The 18,057-nt window shown below is 73.5% G+C and carries 14 protein-coding genes; 5 read left to right on the top strand and 9 right to left on the bottom strand.

Going from position 1 to position 18,057, the window contains the following annotated elements; genetic code table 11:
• Positions 1-10: 10 nt before the first annotated feature.
• Both MNY62_RS01510 and MNY62_RS01505 read right to left on the bottom strand, forming a co-directional pair.
• The gene (locus MNY62_RS01510) at positions 11-889 is read right to left on the bottom strand and encodes a branched-chain amino acid ABC transporter permease (RefSeq protein ID WP_242342322.1); all 879 of its coding nucleotides are present in this window, start codon (positions 887-889) and stop codon (positions 11-13) included.
• Positions 890-985: 96 nt separating this feature from the next.
• A complete protein-coding gene (locus MNY62_RS01505) occupies positions 986-2,212 on the bottom strand; it encodes an ABC transporter substrate-binding protein (RefSeq protein ID WP_242342321.1) in 1,227 nt (408 codons plus the stop codon).
• 299 nt (positions 2,213-2,511) lie between these two features.
• On the opposite strand from MNY62_RS01505, the gene MNY62_RS01500 reads away from it, so the two are divergent.
• Positions 2,512-3,258 carry a sulfite exporter TauE/SafE family protein gene (locus MNY62_RS01500; RefSeq protein WP_242342320.1) on the top strand — a complete coding sequence of 249 codons (747 nt, stop codon included), beginning with the start codon at positions 2,512-2,514 and terminating at the stop codon, positions 3,256-3,258.
• A 4-nt stretch (positions 3,259-3,262) separates the two neighbouring features.
• Here MNY62_RS01500 and MNY62_RS01495 read toward each other — a convergent pair whose 3' ends face one another.
• The gene (locus MNY62_RS01495; RefSeq protein WP_242342319.1) at positions 3,263-5,473 is read right to left on the bottom strand and encodes a prolyl oligopeptidase family serine peptidase; all 2,211 of its coding nucleotides are present in this window, start codon (positions 5,471-5,473) and stop codon (positions 3,263-3,265) included.
• A gap of 192 nt (positions 5,474-5,665) precedes the next feature.
• Here MNY62_RS01495 and MNY62_RS01490 point away from each other — a divergent pair, with 192 nt between their 5' ends.
• Positions 5,666-9,937: an FG-GAP-like repeat-containing protein gene (locus tag MNY62_RS01490; RefSeq protein ID WP_242342318.1), complete on the top strand. Its 4,272-nt coding sequence runs from the start codon at positions 5,666-5,668 to the stop codon at positions 9,935-9,937.
• 21 nt (positions 9,938-9,958) lie between these two features.
• Here the strand turns inward: MNY62_RS01490 and MNY62_RS01485 are convergent, their stop codons facing one another.
• Positions 9,959-10,411, bottom strand: coding sequence for a cupin domain-containing protein (locus tag MNY62_RS01485; RefSeq protein WP_242342317.1), 453 nt, complete (start codon positions 10,409-10,411; stop codon positions 9,959-9,961).
• Between the two features lie 332 nt (positions 10,412-10,743).
• Here MNY62_RS01485 and MNY62_RS01480 point away from each other — a divergent pair, with 332 nt between their 5' ends.
• From MNY62_RS01480 to MNY62_RS01470, 3 genes are all read left to right on the top strand, one after another.
• The gene (locus MNY62_RS01480; protein WP_242342316.1) at positions 10,744-12,156 is read left to right on the top strand and encodes an FAD-binding oxidoreductase; all 1,413 of its coding nucleotides are present in this window, start codon (positions 10,744-10,746) and stop codon (positions 12,154-12,156) included.
• Positions 12,157-12,363: 207 nt separating this feature from the next.
• Positions 12,364-12,930 (top strand): hemerythrin domain-containing protein, encoded by a 567-nt coding sequence (locus MNY62_RS01475; RefSeq protein ID WP_242342315.1) that lies wholly within the window; start codon positions 12,364-12,366, stop codon positions 12,928-12,930.
• A 94-nt stretch (positions 12,931-13,024) separates the two neighbouring features.
• Positions 13,025-13,657, top strand: a complete 633-nt coding sequence (locus MNY62_RS01470) for an SAM-dependent methyltransferase (protein ID WP_242342314.1) — start codon at positions 13,025-13,027, stop codon at positions 13,655-13,657.
• A 19-nt stretch (positions 13,658-13,676) separates the two neighbouring features.
• Here the strand turns inward: MNY62_RS01470 and MNY62_RS01465 are convergent, their stop codons facing one another.
• The 5 genes from MNY62_RS01465 to MNY62_RS01445 form a co-directional block, all read right to left on the bottom strand.
• Positions 13,677-14,180, bottom strand: coding sequence for an SRPBCC family protein (locus MNY62_RS01465; protein ID WP_242342313.1), 504 nt, complete (start codon positions 14,178-14,180; stop codon positions 13,677-13,679).
• Entirely contained in the window at positions 14,155-14,520 is a 366-nt protein-coding gene (locus tag MNY62_RS01460) for an ArsR/SmtB family transcription factor (RefSeq protein ID WP_242342312.1), read from the bottom strand. Before MNY62_RS01460 ends, MNY62_RS01465 begins: the two co-directional genes overlap by 26 nt.
• A gap of 317 nt (positions 14,521-14,837) precedes the next feature.
• Positions 14,838-15,560, bottom strand: a complete 723-nt coding sequence (locus tag MNY62_RS01455; RefSeq protein WP_242342311.1) for a YebC/PmpR family DNA-binding transcriptional regulator — start codon at positions 15,558-15,560, stop codon at positions 14,838-14,840.
• A 129-nt stretch (positions 15,561-15,689) separates the two neighbouring features.
• A complete protein-coding gene (locus MNY62_RS01450) occupies positions 15,690-16,985 on the bottom strand; it encodes a DUF190 domain-containing protein (RefSeq protein WP_242342310.1) in 1,296 nt (431 codons plus the stop codon).
• Between the two features lie 134 nt (positions 16,986-17,119).
• Complete coding sequence (locus tag MNY62_RS01445; RefSeq protein WP_242342309.1) at positions 17,120-17,920, bottom strand: DUF3108 domain-containing protein; 801 nt, start codon at positions 17,918-17,920, stop codon at positions 17,120-17,122.
• Positions 17,921-18,057: the final 137 nt, after the last annotated feature.

Raw genomic sequence — 18,057 nt, 5'->3', positions numbered from 1 at the left:
GAGGGCTCCCTCAGACCTTGCGGATGGCGGCCTTGCCGAACACGCCGGTGGGGCGCACGGCCAGGGCCAGGATGAGGAGGACGAGGCCGGGCGCCTCGCGCCAGCCGCTCCCGACGTAGAAGCTCGCGAGCGTCTCGAGCGCGCCGAGGAACATGCCGACGAGCACCACGCCGAACCCGGAGTCGAGGCCCGCCACCACCGCGACCGAGAACGCCTTCAGCACGAGCGCCGAGGCCATGGTCGGCCCGACCGTGGTGATGGGGGAGACGAGGATGCCGGCGAGGGCGGCCACCGTGCCGGAGAGCGCGTAGGAGAGCATCACCGTCCGCTTCGCCGAGATGCCCATGAGCTCCCCGGCGTCGCGGTCCACCGAGACCGCCTCGAACGCCTTCCCGAGCAGGGTCTTCCGCTTGAGGAGCTCGATGAGGCCCATCACCGCGAGGACGCCGACCGCCACCGACAGCTCGAGCGGCGTCACGTCCACGCCGAAGACGTGGAACGACTCGGAGGGGATGGGCGTCGGGAACGGCCGGTCGTCGCGGCCCCAGATGTTCTCCGCGGCCGAGAAGAAGAACAGGCCGAGGATGATGGTGAGCAGGATCCAGCCCTCGCTCTTCTGCTCGAGCGCGAGCCGCACCGCGGCGCGCTCCACCACGAGGCCGAGCGCCGCGCCGAAGAGGAGGCCGGCGGGGAGCACGAGCCAGTAGGAGAGGCCCAGGTCGAGGAGCGTGAGGCTGAAGAACGCCGAGACCATCACGAGCTCGCCCTGCCCGAAGTTGATGCTCTTGCTCGTGGCGTAGGTGAGCTGGAAGCCGTAGGCGATGAGGGCGTAGACGAGGCCCATCAGCGCCCCGCTGATGGCCATCTGGGCGACGATCGAGGCGGGCACGGGCGCGCGGGGTCCGGGGCTTCGAGAGGGAGGGACGAGCAGAGGACACGGGACGCGGAGGGGAGGAGGGCGGGCCTCCTCCCCCTTCGCCCGAGGCTACATGTTGCCGCTCTTCTGCAGGCGGGCGCGATCGCGCTCGTTCGCGAACACGACGCGGCCGTCCTGGATCATCCCCATCACGACCTGCTCGCGGCGGAACGCCTCGTGGGTCTCGACGTTCGAGGGGTCCCACTTCCCGTAGGGCTTCTTCCAGGTGGCGATGACGCCGCTCACCGGCTCCTTCAGGTCCTCGAGCGCCTCGCGGATCTTCTGGCTGTCGGTGCTCTTCGCCTGCTTCACCGCGGCGGCGAAGAGGTAGACCGCGTCGTAGCCCTGCGCGGCGGACACGGGCGAGGCGATGCGCGTCACGCCGTAGGCCTTGTGGTAGGCCTCGATGAACGCCTTGGCCTTCGGGGTAATGGGCTCCTCGATGAACGTCTGCGGCATGAGCGTGCCGTTGCCGTTCTTGCCGGCGTTGTCGATGAAGTTCGACATGGAGAGCGTCCAGCCGCCGATGAGCGGCACCTTCATGCCGAGCTTCGCCATGCCGTTCGCGACGGCCGCCATCTCGGGCCCGATGCCCCAGATCAGGATCGCCTGGGCGCCGCCGGCCTTCGCGCGGAGGAGCTGGGCGGTCATGTCCTTGTCGCCGATGTTGAACTTCTCGGTGGCGACGACCTGGAGCTTGTCGCCCTGCAGCTTCATCTGGCGGACGAGGTCGTCACGGCCGGAGACGCCGTAGTTCGTCGAGTCGTGCAGCAGCGCGACCTTCGCGTACTTCCGGTTGATCGCCTCCTCGACCACCATCGCCGCCTGGATGCCGTCGTGCGCCGCGAAGCGGAACATCGAGAGCGTCTTCGGCCCCTCGGCGCCCTTCGCCCACTGGGTCATCGAGGCGGAGCCCGCGGCGGGGGTGATGATCTTCACGATGCCGCGGTCCTGGAGGTGCTTGTCGCCCGCGAGCACGACGCCCGTGTTCACGGAGCCGATGACGCCGGAGAGGTCCGCCATGGCGGCGAGCTCCTGGGCGATGAGCGCGCCGCGCTCGTTCTTCGCCTCGTCGTCGCGCTCGACGGTCTCGATCTTGAGCTTCTTGTCGCCGACCTGGATGCCGCCGGCGGCGTTGATCTCGGCGATGGCGAGCTTGGCGCCGTCGCGCATGGACGCGCCCATCGGGGCGGAGCCGCCGGTGAACGGGCCGGTGACGGCGATCTTCACGGCGTCGGCGGCGGAGACCGGGAGGGAGAGGGCGCAGAGCAGCAGCGTTCCGAAGAGCTTCGTCATGTGATCCCCTGGAGCGGGTGGGCGCGAGGAGCGCAAAAAGCGGATTCGGGAGACGCAAATCCAGCAGCGGCGGGGTACGGTAACACGAAAGTTTCAATGTGCGCGGGAGCGCGCAGGCGCCACGACAAACGTTCGGAGCCTGTCCAGAGCGCGAGGGATTCGAGCGTGAGCGACGAAATTTTCTGCAGATCCGGTCGCTCGAGGCCCCTCGGGCAGACGCCGTGGAGGTGCCCGGGTCGCGGTCGCCCCGGGCAGGGCAGGGCGCGCGAATGCTGCGCGCAGCCGAAGGTGCGACGCGCATGAGCTTCGGCGAGGTCGTCTTGCTCTCGTCCGCGGCGTTCGCGGCCGGGGCGCTCAACGCGGTGGCCGGCGGCGGCAGCTTCCTCACGCTGCCGGCGCTCGTCGTCACCGGCGCGGCGCCGCTCGCCGCGAACGCGACCGGCACGTTCGCGCTCCTGCCGGGCTATCTCTCCGGCACGTGGGGCTTCCGCGAGGAGCTGCGGCCGCCGCCCGGGCTGTCGTTCCCGGCGCTCCTCGCGCTCGGCGCCGCGGGGGGCGCGCTCGGCGCCGCGCTCCTGCTGCTCACGCCCGCGCCTGCGTTCCGGCGCATCGTCCCGTGGCTGCTCCTCGCGGCGACCGCGATCTTCGCCTTCGCGCCGCGGCTCCTGCGCGCGGCGCGCGCGGGCGGGGCCGGCGCTCGCGGCGCGGCGATGGGCGTGCTCGCGGTCTCGGTCTACGGCGGCTACTTCAACGGCGGGCTCGGGGTGCTGCTCCTCGCGCTCTTCGCGCTGCTCGGGCAGACGAACCTGAACGCGATGAACGGGCTCAAGAACCTGCTCTCGGCGGTCCTCTCCGCGATCGCGGTGGGGCTCTACGCCTGGGGCGGGATCATCCTGTGGCGCGAGGGGGCGCTCATGATGGTCGGCTCGATCGCGGGCGGCTACCTGGGCGCGCGGGTCGCTCGCCACGTCCGGGGCGCGTGGCTTCGCGGGGGGATCGTCGCGACCGGGCTCGCGATGGCGTCGCTCTTCTGGCTGCGGGGTTGATCCCTCAGCGGCGCGTGACGCCGAGCTCGTGGAGCGCGAACGCGAACACGTCGGCCGTCTGCGCGATCTGCTGCGCCAGCGCCGCGCCGATCCCATGGCCGCCCTCGTGCTCGATCCGGAGCAGCACCGGCTTCCCCGAGGTCGAGTCCGCCTGCAGCGCCGCCGCGAGCTTCCGCGAGTGCCACACGTCGACGCGCGGATCGGCGAGGCCGGCGAGGAGCAGGACGGCGGGGTAGGGCGTGCCGGGTCGGACGCGATGGTACGGCGAGTAGCCGTGCAGCACCTGGAACTGCGCCGGGTCCGCCACCGAGCCGTACTCCGGCACGTTGAACTGGCCGTTCTTCGTGGTCTCGTTCCGGAGCATGTCGTAGATGCCGACGTGCGAGATCACGGCGGCGGGGAGCTCCGGGTGCTGCGTGATCATGGCGCCCATGAGGATCCCGCCGTTCGACCCGCCCTCGATCGCGAGGCGGGACGGGCGCGTGTAGCCGCGGTCCACGAGGAGCCTCAGCGCGGCCGCGAAGTCGTCGAAGGTGTTCTGCTTCGCGAGGCCGCTCCCGCCCGTGTGCCACGCCTCGCCGAGCTCGCCGCCGCCGCGCGCGTGGACGACCGCGTAGACGCCGCCGTGGTCGAGCCACACCCGCAAGGTCGGGTCGAACGCCGGCACGAGCGAGAAGGCGTAGCCGCCGTAGCCGGTGGCGAGGCACGGGGCGCTGCCGTCGAGCTTGGTGCCCTTGCGCAGGACGAGCGTCACCGGGACGCGGGTGCCGTCCTTCGAGGTTGCCCACTCGCGCCGCGTCTCGGCGTCGGAGAGATCGACCGGAGAGCGGGTCGCGAGCGGGGTCGCGACGGGCGCCGGCGCCGACGGGTCGACGCGCCACCAGGCGGGCGGGTCGACGAACGACATCCGCCGGAACAGGACCTGGCTCCCGGCGTAGCGGGTGGCGCCGGTCACGGACGAGCCCTCCGGGATCCCGAGCGGCGGGAGCGGCTTCCCGTCGAGGGCGAACGCGCGCAGCTCGGTCGGGCCGCCGAGCTGGTAGGTGACGTAGATGCGGTCCGCCGTGACGACGGGATCCGGACCGAACGAGAACGTCCAGTCGATGGCCGCCTCGCCCTCCGGGACGATCACGCTGGCGCGGTCGAGCCGCGCCTCCGGCAGGGCGAGCCGGAGGAGCTTGCCGCGCGGCGCGTCCTTCCGCGAGAGGACGAAGAGCGCGTCGCCCTCGCCGAACGCCGCGAACCCGATGGCGTCGGGGTAGTCGGTGATCCGGCGCCAGCGACCGTCCACGTCGCGCAGCCAGTGCCGGAAGCGGCCGCTGTCGCCCTCCTGGACGATGGCGAGGACGCGGTCGGTCGTCTCCTGCGGGACGAGCTTCACCTCGGCGGTCCGCGGGAACTCGTCACCGAGCTCGTGGCGGTCCTTCGCCTCCGGCGTGCCCAGGCGGTGGAAGAAGACCTGGAGGTAGAACTCGGCGTCCTCGGGCGGCCGCTCGCCGGGGCGTGGGTAGCGCGTGTAGTAGACGCCCGTGCCGTCCGCAGTCCAGGAGAGGTCGCCGCCCGCGGTCCCGCCGTTCACCCGGTGCAGGACCTCGAACGTCTCCTTGCCCGTGTCCGTCTCGTAGAAGTGCACGTCGCCCGACTCGGTGCCGCCTCGCGAGAGCGACACCGCGACCACGCGGCCATCGGGGGAGGGCCGGTAGAAGTCGATGGTGGTGCCGCCCGTCGGATCGAGCGCGACCGGGTCCACGACCCCCTTCGCCGCCTCCGGCGCGTCAACGGACGGGAGCACGACGAGCGCCGGCTGCTGCTGGCCCGGCTCGCGACGGAGCGCGAAGAGCCTGCCCGGCCGGGCGCGCAGGCTGGACCAGCGGACCGTCTTCACCGTGAGGAGCGCCTCGACCTTTCGCGCGATCGCGTCGCGCTCCGGGAGCGACGAGAGGAACCGACGCGCCCGCGCGTCCTGGGCGTCCGTCCATGCCCCGACCTCCGGTGAGGCGCCGTCCTCGAGCCAGCGGTAAGGGTCCGTCACGGTCACGCCGTGGTAGGTCTCGGCGATCGGTCTCACCGGAGTGGGCGGCGGCGGGTCGGGGACGATCGCGGCTGCGGCGCTCCCGGCGGCGGGAGCTGCGGGCGCGCGCGCGGCGGGCGCGGCGCAGGCGGCGGCGAGGACGGCGAGGACGCCCACGACGAGCGCGGTGACACGATGGGCCATGGCTCTCTCCGGAGGTGGAGCGACGGTCTCCAGCTTTAGCGCGTTCCAAGCATCACTTCCGGGCCCCTCGGGGCCGTGCGTACGCGAACCTCCTACCCGCACCCACGGTCGATGCGGCTCCTCGCGACCCAGCGCGAACCCTGCCAGAATGCGCGGTCACGGCCGGGCCGTCTCGCCGGCGGAGGGACTTCCATGAACGCTCGCCGCGCGCTCGCGCTCCTCGCCCTGACCCTCGCCGCGTGCAGCGGCGGGAGCGGAGGTTCCCCCGGCCCCGGCCCCGGTCCGGGACCTGGCCCGGGACCCGGCCCGGTGCCCGGCGGCACGGGCGCGGTGTCGGCGACGCGGAGCAGCCTCGCGGTCGATCGCACCGGAGGCGTGATCGCCGATGGGCTCGACGCAGTCGCGGTGGTGGTGACGCTCCGCGACGGCGATGGCGCGCCGGTCGCGAACGGGGTCGTGAGGCTCTCGGTCTCGGGTGACGGCGCCGCGCTCGAGGGCGGATACCCGGCGAACACCGCGAGCGGCACGAGCGCGGTGGACGGCACCTTTCGCACGAAGCTCCGCTCCACTCGCATCGGCGCGAAGACGCTCTCGGCCACGGCGACGGTCTACCCGTCGGGCGCGGTGACGCCCCTCGCCGACACGCCGGTGGTGACGTTCGTGGCCGGTCCGCCCACCCCCGAGACCATCACGCTGTCCGTCACCAAGCAGGACCCGCTCTTCGCGGACGGCGTGGGCGCCGCAACCATCACCGTCCGGGTGACCGACCGCGGGGGGAACCCGCTTCCCGGGCGAGCGGTGGCGCTCACCGTCACGGGCGGGAGCATGAACACACTCGTTCAGCCCGCGACGCCCACCGATGCGAACGGCACGGCGACCGGCAGCCTCACCACCCTGATCCACGGCGAGAAGGTGATCTCGGCGACCGTCGATCCGGCCACCATCCCCGTCGTCTCGGCCGCGCGCGCGAAGGTCACCTTCCTGCCCGATCCGCCGGATGTGATCCTCGCCGCCCCCGACGCCATCGTCGCGGGGTGCGCCAAGGTCGGGTACCACGTGCAGCAGTACGAGAGCCTCCCCGCCAACGTCGAGATCGCGTACGACCCGGGCGACGGCGTCTTCCGCCGCGCGACGCAGGCCGGGAGTGACGCGATCGGAGACGAGGGCCTCCTCGCGCGCTCGACCACGTACGTCGCCGCGCCGTTGCACGGGTTCCTCTGGGACTCGACGCGGGACCTCCCGCGCGCGGTGGGGCCGGCGAGGGTGCGCGTGCGCGCAGAGATCGGCGGCCACTTCGGGGCGGAGCTCGTGCGCGACGTGACCGTGGCGAACGGGCTCGCCTTCTCGGCCACCGCGGGCACGGCCGGGGCTGGGCCGATCCTCGCCTCCGGAGACTTCGATCGCGACGGCAAGCTCGACCTCGTCGCGCAGGTGGGAGGATCGGTGCTCCTCCTGCGCGGAACGGGCAGCACCGGCGCCGCGGCGTTCGGCGCCGGGACGGTCGTCGCCCCCGTGACCACGAGCGGCGCGGCGGCCGGCGACTTCAACGGCGACGGCAAGCTCGACGTGGCGTTCGTCTCCGGGACCTGGCTCGGCGTGGCGCTCGGGAATGGCGCGGGCGGCTTCACGCTGTCCAACCAGACCCTGACGAAGGGTGGGTCGTTCCTCGCCAGCGCCGACGTCGATCGCGACGGCAAGCTCGATCTCGTCTCGGTCGCCCCACTCCCCGGCGTGGCGGTGCTGAAGGGCGACGGAGCGGGCCACTTCACCGCGGTGGACGGGCCGATCGCGAGCGGACACGCGCTCGCCGTGGCGGACCTCGACCGCGACGGCCGGCTCGACCTGGCGGTGATGTACGAGGGGAGTCCCAAGGTGACGGTCGCGCTCCAGACCGCGAGCGGCTGGTCGTCGGTCGACTACGCGACGGGGGCCGGGGTGCAGGCGATCGCCGTCGGCGATCTCGACGGCGACGGCCGCCCCGACGTCGCCACCGCGGCGGACGACGGGAAGGTCCGCGTCCTCCATGCCACCGCCCAGGGCGGCTACGTGGTCGGCGCGGCGCAGGACGCGGTCACGAACCCGCGCGCGCTCGCGATCGCCGACCTGGATCGCGACGGGGTGCTCGACCTGGTGGTCTCGGGGGGCGGCGGGACGGTCGTCTTCCGCGGCGGCGTGGGCGCGGCGGTCGCGGCGGGCTCCGGCTCGGTCGCCGTCGTCCACGACCTGGATCGCGACGGGCTGCCGGACGTGGTGTCGAGCGGCGCGAGCCTGTCCATCGCGCGCAACCTCGCCGCCCATCGCTGCGCGCCCGCCTTCGCGACGCCCGCATGGTACCCGGGCGTCAAGGACCTCGTGCACCTCGCCACCGGCGACGTCGATCGCGACGGCAAGCTCGACGTGGTGCACGTGTCCTCGGTCGACGCCCTCTCCGTGGAGCTGGGGCGCGGGGACGGCACGTTCACGGCGGGCCCCTCCTACGGCGGCTTCTCCGGCGCGAGCTTCGTCGCGCTCGGCGATCTCACCGGCGACGGGGTGCTCGACGTGGCGGTGACGCGGGAGGGGCAGAACAGCGTCGAGGTGATGCCCGGAAACCTGGACGGCACGTTCGGCGCCGGGGTGAGCCTCACCGTCGATGGCGGCCCGAGCTCGGTGGTCATCGCCGACCTCACCGGCGACGGCGTGGGCGACCTCGCCGTCACCTGTCGCACGAGCGGCGAGGTCAGGATCCTCCGCGGCCGCGGGGATCTCACGTTCGACGCGGGCGTCGCGGTCACGACCTACGGCGCGTACGGCGGGATCTCTGCGGCGGATCTGGACGGCGACGGCGCGCTCGACCTCGTGCTGCGCAAGTACTTCAACGACTACCTGCCGCAGGTGCTCCTGAACGACGGGGCCGGCGGGTTCACGGCCCACGATCTGTGGACGGGCGGCGGCTGGTACGAGGCCGCGGCCGTCGCCGCCGGGGACGTGGACGGCGACGGGGTGCTGGAAGTCGTCTCGACGGGCTCGGCCACCGGAGGGAGCGGGACCGTGGTGTGGGGGCCGACCGGGTGGGGGTCCTACGACCGGGAGCAGTCGCTCCCGGGAACCGGAGACGCGGTGGCCGTCGGCTCGCTCGACGGCGATCGCTACGCGGACGTGGTCGCGGGCGGGGCCGGAGGCGTGCGCGCCCGGCGCGGCGGTCCGGCGGGCCTCGGCGACGGTGTGGACACGGTCCTCCCCGCCATCGCCGGCCAGAGCCTCGCGCTCGCCGACCTCGACCAGGACGGGCAGGACGACCTCGTCGCGCTCGGCGCGAGCACCAGCGCCGCGCCTCCCGGGATCGGCCTCCTCGCGGCGCGCGGCCGCGGCGACGGCGGGTTCGAGGCGCCCGCGCCGGTGAAGGTGCCCATCGACAGCTACTTCGGCGCGACGATCGTATCGGCCGACCTCGATCGCGACGGCCGCGTGGAGCTCGTGGCGGCGACGGGGTACGAGGATCAGTTCGACCCCGGCGCCCTCTGGGTCCTGCGCCGCGGCCCGGGCGGCGCCTGGGAGCGCGACGCGGGCGTCGCGATCACCGACGACGTCGTCGCGCTCGCGCTGGGCGACCTCGACCGCGACGGCGTCCTGGACGTCATCGCGGCGACGACCCAGTACCGGCTGGCGACGCTGCGCGGAAACGGCGACGGAACCTTCGCGACCCCGGCCTACGTGACGCTCCCGGCCCGGCTCCGCGCGCTCGCGCTCGCCGACCTCGATCGCGACGGCGACCTCGACGCGGTCGCGCTCACCCGGGACACGAACGAGATCACCGTGTTCCTGGGCGACGGCGCGGGCGGGCTCGTCGCGCAGCCCGCCGTGAAGCTGCCGACCGCGGGCGGCGTGCTCCCGCGCGTGCCGACCGCGCTCGCGCTCGCCGATCTGAACCGCGACGGGAAGCCGGACCTCCTCGTGGCGTGGGGCGCGCAGCTCGCGACCCCGAGCAGCGGGCTCGCCTTCCTGGCGGGGAAGGGCGACGGCACGTTCACGATGCCGGCGACGTTCGGCGCCGCCTCGGCGGCCTACGGGGAGGTGCGGCTCGCCGATCTCGACGGCGACGGCAGGCTCGACCTCGTCGGCGGCGCGGTGGGCAGCGCCGCCGTCCACGCCGGCAACGGCGACGGCACGTTCGCCGCTCCGGTCGCCGTCCCCGTGGCCGCGAAGGCGATCGGGCTCGAGCTCGCCGACTGGGACGGGGACGGGCGCCTCGATCTCTTCTCGCTGCCGGGCGATGCGGGCGGGGTGGAGCCGGCCGACCGCGTCGAGGTCTTCCGCGGCGTCGCCGCGGGCGGGTTCGCCGCCGCGCCGGACGCCTTCTACGCCGGCCTCGAGCCGGTGCGCGTGGTGGCGTCGGATCTCGACGGCGACGGGATCGTGGACCTGGCGCTCGGGCTCGCTCCGTTCGGTGGCGAGGCAGCGGTCGCGGTCGTACCGGGGCGATAGCGTCCCCGCGCGCGAGGCCCCTCAGTGCCTCAGGCCCGCGTTGCGCGGGTCGTCCTCCGGGTTCGCGTAGGTGATCGCGAACGGCCCGATCGCGTGGACCTGGAACACGGTGTCGTCATCCGCCGCCCAGGCGTAGTGGAACTGCTCCCTGGGAAGGAACACGTAGCTGCCGGGCTCGAGCGTCCTCACGCGCGTGCGGTCGAGCGTGGGACCGGTCCCGAGCAGGAGGGAACCGGAGAGGATCGTCACGTGCTCGTCGTGAGGATGGCTGTGCGGGGCGAAGCAGTAGCCGTGGGACGCCTTCAGGCGGACCGTGAACATCGCGCCCTGCGCGCCCGGGTCGCCGTGTAGGACGCAGAATTGTGCCCCCGCGGGGAAGACCTCCGGCGCCGGTCCCCAGCTCAGCTCGTCGCGCGCCATGAACGCTGGAGCCTCCGCGCCCGCGGTCGTCCTTGCCTGCTCTTGCGTCGCCATCTGCGCTCTCCTTCGTGCGTCGGCGGGTGTCCCGCCGGGTCCACATCGCGAGCCGAGATAGGCGGGGGGCCACGCCGCTTCATGACCATCGACGCCGCGATGAAGGGGCGCCGTGCGCTGCGCGGCGTCCGGGCGCCCGCGGTCCGTTCGTTCCGCGGGCGATCTCTCGGCCGGCACCCAGCGTCCGCTTACGACCCAAGGAGCCACGCTGCGCGAGCGGGTCGCCGCGAGCGGCGCCGGTATGCGTGGAGCCATTCCGCGCGGCGCGCGTCGCAGGAGTTCCCTTCGCGGTCCGCCGCGCGGGCATTGGGAGGACCGAAATGACGAACGTGATGCCGAAGCCCGAACACGCCGAGGTGCCTGCGCTGACTCCGGAGAAGCTCGCTCCACTCCGCGAGAAGCTGCGCGGAGCGTTGTGCTTCCCCGGGGAGCCCGGGTACGAGCAGGCACGCACCCTCTGGAACGCGATGATCGACAAGCACCCCGGCGCGGTGGTGCGCGCCGCGGGGGCGGCGGACGTGATGCGGGCAGTGGACTTCGCGCGCGACCATGACGTCCTCCTGTCGGTGCGCGGCGGCGGGCACAACGTCGCCGGGAACGCCGTCTGCGAGGGGGGGCTCATGATCGATCTCACGCCGATGAAGTCGGTGCGGATCGATCCCGTCCGCCGGACGGCCCGCGTCGAGCCGGGCGTCACGCTCGGTGAGTTCGACCGCGAGGCGCAGGCCTTCGGGCTCGCGACGCCGCTCGGCATCAACTCGACCACCGGGGTGGCGGGGCTCACGCTGGGCGGCGGGTTCGGCTGGACCAGCCGGAAGCTCGGGCTCACCATCGACAACCTGCTCTCCGCCGACGTGGTCACCGCCGACGGGAAGCTCCTCCACGCGAGCGAGGAGGAGAACGCCGACCTGTTCTGGGCGCTCCGCGGCGGCGGCGGGAACTTCGGCGTGGTGACCTCGTTCGAGTTCCGCCTCCACCCGCTCGGGCCGATGGTGCTCGCCGGGCTCGTGGTCCACCCGTTCTCCCGGGCGAAGGAGCTCCTCGCCGGCTTCCGGAGCTTCACCGCCACCGCGCCGGACGAGCTGACCGCCTGGGTGGTGATGCGAAAGGCGCCGCCGCTGCCGTTCCTCCCGCCCGAGGTCCACGGCAAGGAGATCCTCGTGTTCGCCGCGTGCTACGTGGGCGACGCGGAGGAGGGGCTGAAGGCGCTCGCTCCGCTCCGCGCCCTCGGGCAGCCCATCGCCGACGTGATCGGCCCGGCGCCGTTCGTCGCGTGGCAGACCGCGCTCGACCCGCTGCTCACCCCCGGTGCCCGGAACTACTGGAAGTCGCACGACCTGCGCGAGCTCGGCGATGCGGCGATCGACGTCCTGTTGGATAGCGTCCGCCGGCTGCCGTCTCCCGAGTGCGAGGTGTTCATCGGCACTCTCGGGGGCGCGATCGGCCGGGTGCCCGCGGACGCAACCGCCTACTCGCGGCGGGACGTGCGCCTGTTCGTGAACGTCCACACGCGCTGGACCGATCGCACCCAGGACGCGGAGTGCATCCGCTGGGCGCGCTCGCTCTTCGCCGCGCTCACCCCCTACGCGACCGGCGGCGTGTACGTGAACTTCATGCCGGAGGACGAGGCCCAGCGCGTGCAAGGCGCCTACGGCTCGAACTGGGAGCGGCTCGCCAAGGTCAAGGCGAAGTACGATCCCGGGAACCTCTTCCGGCTCAATCAGAACATCCGGCCGGCGTCGTAGCGCGCCGGGGCCGTGCACCGCCCGGAGATCGTGCCACCCACGCTTGATGCCGCGCTCACCGAAATCCCGGTGCGGGGCGAGCCTCGCCCCGGCAGGATCACGCGGAACCTGCGGGATCCTGCGTATGGCAGGAGCTTCGCAAGGATGCGCGACGAGCGCGGTACGTCGCCGCGCGCACCGTCCCCAGGCGGACGAGGAGGCGAGCACATGCTGACCCGCATCGGAGGGACCGCGGCGCCGGGAGACGCGGTGGATCTCCTGCTCGAGTGCCACGAGCGCATCCGCTCCTTCCTCGCGCTCGCGCGCCGGATCTCCGAGGCGGGCGCGGCCGACGCTTCCGCGGTGCCGGAGGCCGCCGCGCGCGTGCGCCGCTACTTCACGCAGGCGCTGCCGCTCCACGCGCAGGACGAGGAGCGCTCGATCCTGCCGCGCCTGCGCGGGCGCGATCCGTCCGTGGACGCGGAGCTCGAGACCATGACCCGGGAGCACGCCGAGCACGAGGCGCCGCTCGCGATCCTCGTCGGTGCCTGCGAGGAGCTCACGCGCGAGCCCGGCCGCCTCGCGGCGCTGGCGCCCGTCGTCGGCGCCGCCACGGCGGAGCTCGAGCGGCACTTCGTCGCGCACCTCGAGCGCGAGGAGAAGATCATCTTCCCCGCCATGCGCCGGCTCCTCGATCGCTCCGTGGACGCCGAGGTCGTGCGCGAGATCCGCGCGCGCCGCGGCGTCGTCGAGCCGCCCGGCCCGGCGGTGACGGCCGCGCCGGCGACACGTTAGGCGGCCCGCGGCCGGGACGACGCCTCTCCTGCGGGATGCGCCGCGCGAGGCCGAGGCGCATCTTCGCGCCGGCAGGCGAGGCGCGGGGGTGGTCATGGCGGGCGAAGGGGCCGTGCGGTCGTCGGCCGGGGGGCGGGGCGCTCCGCGGTGGAGGTACGTCGCGCGCGCGCTCCTGTGGCTCGCGCTCCTCGCCTTCACCGCGCCTGGCTCGGACGGGACTGCCCTCGCCGCGCCGGGACGGGGCAGCGCCGCGCCCGCGCCGAAGCTGGACGTCCCCTACGAGCCGAGCGCCCCCGAGGTGGTCGAGCGGATGCTCACGCTCGCCGACGTCCGCCCGGGGGACGTGGTCTACGACCTCGGCTGCGGCGATGGGCGGATCGTGATCGCCGCGGCGAAGCGCGGCGCCCGCGCGGTCGGCGTGGACCTCGACCCCCAGCGCATCCGCGAGGCGCGGGCCAACGCGCGCGCCGCGGGCGTCGAGGAGAAGGTCGAGCTCCGCGAGGGCGATCTCTTCGAGACCGACCTCGGGCCGGCCACGGTCGTGATGCTGTACCTGTGGCCCGAGGTGAACCTGCGGCTCCGGCCGAAGCTCCTCCGGGAGCTCCGGCCGGGCACGCGGGTCGTCTCCCACGCGCACGACATGGGCGACTGGGAGCCCCAGCGCACCGCCGTCGTCGGCCGCGCGCGGGTGTTCCTCTGGATCATCCCCGAGCGCGCGCCGCGTTAGCGCGGAGCCCGCGCGGCGCTCACCGCTGCTGCAGCCTCCCGACGAGCTCCTCGAGGCGGTCGTAGCTGACACCCGCGCCCGCGGCCATCCCGGACCCGAGGACCATGTCGCGCACCTCCGGCGACGGGTAGCGCACGGTCGCGGTGAGCCGCGTCTTGCCGTCCTCCTCGGTGAGCTCCGTCGTCACCACCGAGACGACGTCCGGGAAGTCCTCGAAGATCTCGGTGAACACGAGCCGGCTCGGGGGCGTGATCTCCCGGTACTCGCCGTGGAAGGCGGCCTCTCCCTCCGGGTGCCGGTTCACGAAGCGCCACGCACCCCCCACGCGCAGGTCGATCTCGCACACCGGCACCGAGTAGCCCTCGCCGAGGCGGCCCCACCACTGCGTGACGTGCTCGGGTCTCGTCATCGCCTCGAAGACGAGGCGCCTCGGCGCGTCGAACAGGCGCGTCATCCGGATCTCGTCGTGCGACGGCGTCGTGACGACGAAGGTGTCGCTATTTGCTGCGTGGCTTCCGACCATGGCTCCTCTCCTCCTTCGTGTTGAGCTCGGCGAGGTAGGAGTCCAGCCGATCCAGCCGCGCTTCCCAGATGTGCCGGTAGCGCTCGGCCCAGTCGGCCACGTCCTTCAACGGGCCTGCCTCGATGCGGCAGTGCCGCCACTGCGCCTCGCGCCGCCGCGCGATGAGGCCGGCCTGCTCGAGCACGCGCAGGTGCTTGGACACGGCGGGCATGCTCATGTCGAAGGGCTCGGCGAGCTCGCCGACGGTGCATTCGCCCGTCCGGAGTCGGGCCAGGATCGCCCTGCGAGTCGGGTCGGCGAGGGCCGCGAAGGTTGCGCTCAGGCGATCGGTCGGCGTCATGACCAAACCAGTCGGTTAATTAACCTCGTGGTTATATGCGCACGCTGCGGACGGGCGTCAAGCGGCGCGCAGCGGAGACCGACGGAGTCGGCGCGTGCGCGCCGTGCGTCGGAGGCGGCGGAGCAGGCGAACGCCGGGGCGTCGACGGGCTCCGCCCCTGGAGTCGGAATGGGCTCGCGGCCGTGCGAGCGAACACGTGCGGCTCTCACGCCCGCGCGTGGATGGAGCTCGGTGGAGAGCGGGCGGTATTCACGGTGCGTGACAGCCGGCGCCGGCGATGGCTCGCCCGACGTCCGCTTCGCTCGCGCCGCGGTACCTCAGGCCAGGTTGTGGAAGACGCGCTGGACGTCCTCGTCCTGCTCCAGTGCGTCCACGAGCTCGAGGACCTCCTTCGCCTGGTCCTCGGGGAGCTCGACGGGGGTCTGCGCGACGTACTCCGACTCGGCGGAGAGGAGCGGGAGCTTCCGCTCCTCGATGGCCGCCTGGAGCTGGCCGAAGTTCTCGAACGCGCTGCGGATGACGACCTGCTTCTCGCCCTTCTCGCCGGTCCCCTCGCCCATCTCCTCGAGGCCGTGGTCGATGAGGTCGAGCTCGAGCGCGTCGAGGTCGAGCCCCTCGGGCGCGAGGCGGAACACGCCCATCCTGCGGAACTGGAACGCCACGCTGCCGGTCGTGCCGAGGTTGCCGCCGTTGTTCTTGAAGTGCATGCGGACGTTCGCCACCGTCCGCACCACGTTGTCGGTGGCGGTCTCCACCATCACGGCGACGCCGTGGGGCGCGTAGCCCTCGTAGAGGACGACCTCGTACGCCTGCTGGTCCTGGCCGCTCGCCCGCTTGATGGCGGCCTCGACCTTGTCCTTCGGCATGTTGGCGCCGCGCGCGTTCTGCAGCGCGCGCCGGAGCGCCGCGTTGTGGTCCGGGTTCGGCCCGCTCGCCTTCACCGCGATTGCGATGTCCTTGCTGATCCGGGTGAAGACCTTCGCCATCCGGTTCCAGCGGGCGAACATCGTGGCCTTGCGAGTCTCGAAGATGCGTCCCATGCGTCCCTATCTCCTCGGCGCGGGGCGAGGCCGTCCCTCGCGCCCCCGGACGGGCGGATATCTCACCCGGCCACCCGTGCGCAAGCTCCGCGCGCCCCCTCGGCGCCGCTGGCGCCCCGGGCTGCCGCGCTATCCCGGGATGAGCCCGTGCAGGAGGTCCGAGCGGTCCACCATGCCGACGAGGCGCCCGCTCGCGTCGGTGACGGCGAGGACCTTCTGGTTTCCGGCCAGCATGAGCCCGATCGCCTCGGCGACGGGCGCGTCCTCGCGGGCGATCGCGACGTCACTCGACATGAGGTCCGCCGCGGTGCGCGCGCGCGCGTGGCGCTCCACCGCCTCCTCCTCCGGCCCCCGGTGCGCGAACGGGAGCCGGCTCATGAGCGAGCGCAGCGCGCCCGGCCGGAGCGCGGGGGTGATCCGCTCGAGCAGCTCCGCGTCGGTGACGAGCCCCACCACGCGGTGCTCGGCGTCCACCACCAGCGCCCGGTTGAGCCGCGTCGCGACGACGGCCTGGAAGACCTCCGCGAGCGGCGTCTCCGGCCGCACGAGCGGGAAGTCGCGCCGCATCACGCGCCCGAGCGGCGTGTCCCGCGCGAGGCCGAGCGCGCGCTCATGCGGCGCGGCGGCCGCGAAGCCGCGGGCCGCGGCCCGGAGCAGATCGACGCGGGCCACGATGCCGACGAGCTTGCCGTGGTCGCTCACGACCGGCAGTCGCTTCAGGCGCAGGCGCGCCATCCGGGCGGCCACGTCCGGCAGCGGGGTCCCGGCCTCGACGGTCACCGGCGGCCGCGTCATGACGTCGGAGGCGACGAGGTTCGAGCGGGAGAGCCGCTCCAGGAACGCCTGGAGCTCCGGCCGCTCGAGGATCGCGACCAGGTCGAGCCGCACGCCGAGGCCACCTTTGCGGACGAGATCGGAGCCCGTGACGATCCCGACCGGAACTCCGTCGTCCACCACCGGGACGGCGCGGTACGGCTTCCCGAGCAACGCCTCCACGACCTCCCGGATCGGCGTGTCGCTCGTCGCCGAGACCACGTCGCGCGACATCACGTCGGCGGCGGTCATCGTCGCCGGAAGGTCGCGGACCGGGTGCGGCGCGTGCAGCACGATCTCGGTGTCGTCCACGGTGATGAGGCCGTGCGGCACGAGCTCCTTCACCCGCGGCAGGAGCCGCTCGACCACCTCGGGCCGGTCGATCCACTCGACGATGACGGGGAGGTGAGGCGCCACGTCGACGAGGCCGGCGGAGTGGAGCTCGCCCCCGGCGCCGAACCCGCTGGACGCGCGGAGGAGCGTCGCCCCCTGCGCGCTCTCCCGGCGCAGGTACTCGAGGACGGCGTGCGCCGCGGGGCTCCGACCGACGCGGTCGTCCTCGTTCGTGTAGACGCGAACGCGCTTCGCCTTGCCGACGAGGTCGTTACCCATCCTCGTACCCCCGACCGGCGCGGCCCCGCCCGCCACGCGGCCGCCCGCCGTCTGGATCCTAGACCACGCCGCGCGCCCGGGCAGGCGCGTTCCGGGGGTCCGCGGCGTCCCGGCTCCGCCGGGTCGCGACGCCGTCAGCGCGGGTCCGGCGCGCGGCGGCCGGTCGAGCGCGCCTGGACGGCTCCGCGCGGGATCACGTCGATGACGACGCGCGGATCGTCCTTCGCCACGAGCTCCTGCTCGGCACGGACGAGCGCTCGCGGGGCACTTCGCGTGAACCAGAGGTGCGCGTCGGGCGCGTGCACGAAGGGGCGGACGGGGAGGGGGAGCTTCGGGTGGAGCGTGAAGCGGTCGCACGCGATCCGCCGCCCCGCCGCCCGAACGTCCTCCTCGGCTTCGTGGCGCACCGCGAGGGTCACCACGCGGGGCCGCGGCGTGAACGCGACGAACGAGAGCTCGGCCTCGTCGCCCGGCTCGAGCGGGAGCTGGCTCACGGCGAGCGCGGCGCCGTAGCCGGCGAACGAGCGGCCGGGCGGGAGGTCGAGCTTCTCCTCCTCCCGCTCCACCCGGCCGCCCCGCCGGACGCTCGAGCGCGCCGCTCCGCCGCCGAAGTCCACCTCGAAGCGGCGCTGCTCCTCGCCCCGCAGCGTCTCGACCCAGGCGAAGCGCTCCTGCACGAGCTCCGTCCCGGTGCGGAACGTGTCGGTCTCCTCGGCCCGGCGCCCGTCGCGGAACACCCATCGGGCGCGCACCACGAGCCGATCGCCCCGGCGCTCCTGGGAGAGCTCGCCGTCGGCGATGACGGTGCCGCGCGCATCCGACATCGAGGGGAAGCCGTGCAGCGCACCGGGCGCCGACCGCACCTCGACGGCCGCCCCCGGATGGGCGAGGAGCAGGAGCAGCAGGGAGGCGACGCGGACGCGGGCACGGGGCACTCGTGCAAGGTGCTCACCGCTCGGGTCAGTCGCCCCGCACGGGCCCCGGGATCCGTACGGACCGGTACGAACACGTGTACCGCGGCGTACGGGCGCATCCGTGGAGGGCTCGTGATCCCGCGAGGATCCGCGCGGCA

Origin of the sequence: Anaeromyxobacter terrae, from assembly GCF_022690685.1 — a bacterium.
In the GTDB taxonomy this organism is placed as follows: Bacteria; Myxococcota; Myxococcia; order Myxococcales; family Anaeromyxobacteraceae; genus Anaeromyxobacter; species Anaeromyxobacter terrae.
Note: the sequence above shows the minus strand (reverse complement) of the source record. Positions and strands in the feature narration are given on the sequence as shown.